Genomic DNA, 1,492 nt, shown 5'->3' with positions numbered 1-1,492 from the left:
CCCTTGGGACCGACTCCAGCCCCAGGATGCGACGAGCCGACATCGAGGTGCCAAACCATCCCGTCGATATGGACTCTTGGGGAAGATCAGCCTGTTATCCCCGGGGTACCTTTTATCCGTTGAGCGACGGCGCTTCCACAAGCCACCGCCGGATCACTAGTCCCGACTTTCGTCCCTGCTCGACCCGTCGGTCTCACAGTCAAGCTCCCTTGTGCACTTACACTCAACACCTGATTGCCAACCAGGCTGAGGGAACCTTTGGGCGCCTCCGTTACCCTTTGGGAGGCAACCGCCCCAGTTAAACTACCCATCAGACACTGTCCCTGATCCGGATCACGGACCCAGGTTAGACATCCAGCACGACCAGAGTGGTATTTCAACGACGACTCCACAACCACTGGCGTGGCCGCTTCACAGTCTCCCACCTATCCTACACAAGCCGAACCGAACACCAATATCAAACTGTAGTAAAGGTCCCGGGGTCTTTCCGTCCTTCTGCGCGAAACGAGCATCTTTACTCGTAGTGCAATTTCACCGGGCCTATGGTTGAGACAGTCGAGAAGTCGTTACGCCATTCGTGCAGGTCGGAACTTACCCGACAAGGAATTTCGCTACCTTAGGATGGTTATAGTTACCACCGCCGTTTACTGGCGCTTAAGTTCTCAGCTTCGCAACCCCGAAAGGTCACTAACCGGTCCCCTTAACGTTCCAGCACCGGGCAGGCGTCAGTCCGTATACATCGCCTTACGGCTTCGCACGGACCTGTGTTTTTAGTAAACAGTCGCTTCTCGCTGGTCTCTGCGGCCACCCCCAGCTCACGGAGCAAGTCCGATCACCGGTGATGGCCCCCCTTCTCCCGAAGTTACGGGGGCATTTTGCCGAGTTCCTTAACCATAGTTCACCCGAACGCCTCGGTATTCTCTACCTGACCACCTGAGTCGGTTTAGGGTACGGGCCGCCATGAAACTCGCTAGAGGCTTTTCTCGACAGCATAGGATCATCCACTTCACCACAATCGGCTCGGCATCAGGTCTCAGGCTTAATGTGTGACGGATTTGCCTATCACACGCCCTACACCCTTACCCCGGGACAACCACCGCCCGGGCTGGACTACCTTCCTGCGTCACCCCATCGCTTACCTACTGTCACCTTGGTTCGCCGGCTCCACCACTTTCCATTCCCCGAAGGGTCCGGAACGGCTTCACGGGCTTAGCATCAGCGGGCTCGGTATTGGGCGTTTCAAAGCGGGTACCGGAATATCAACCGGTTGTCCATCGACTACGCCTGTCGGCCTCGCCTTAGGTCCCGACTTACCCTGGGCAGATCAGCTTGACCCAGGAACCCTTAGTCAATCGGCGCACACGTTTCTCACGTGTGTATCGCTACTCATGCCTGCATTCTCACTCGTGAACCGTCCACAACTCGCTTCCGCGGCTGCTTCACCCGGCACACGACGCTCCCCTACCCATCACAGCGGGCGTTGGCCCTCTTG

At 57.2% G+C, this 1,492-nt stretch carries 1 rRNA gene (only partly in view); it reads right to left on the bottom strand.

Annotated elements, in window-relative coordinates:
- Positions 1–1,492: ribosomal RNA gene (locus tag IE245_RS36505) — 23S ribosomal RNA — on the bottom strand (its annotated part continues 610 nt past the right edge of the window); the annotation flags it as partial.

The sequence above is a fragment of the Streptomyces roseolus genome, assembly GCF_014649855.1.
GTDB classification, from domain to species: Bacteria; Actinomycetota; Actinomycetes; order Streptomycetales; family Streptomycetaceae; genus Streptomyces; species Streptomyces roseolus.
Note: the sequence above shows the minus strand (reverse complement) of the source record. Positions and strands in the feature narration are given on the sequence as shown.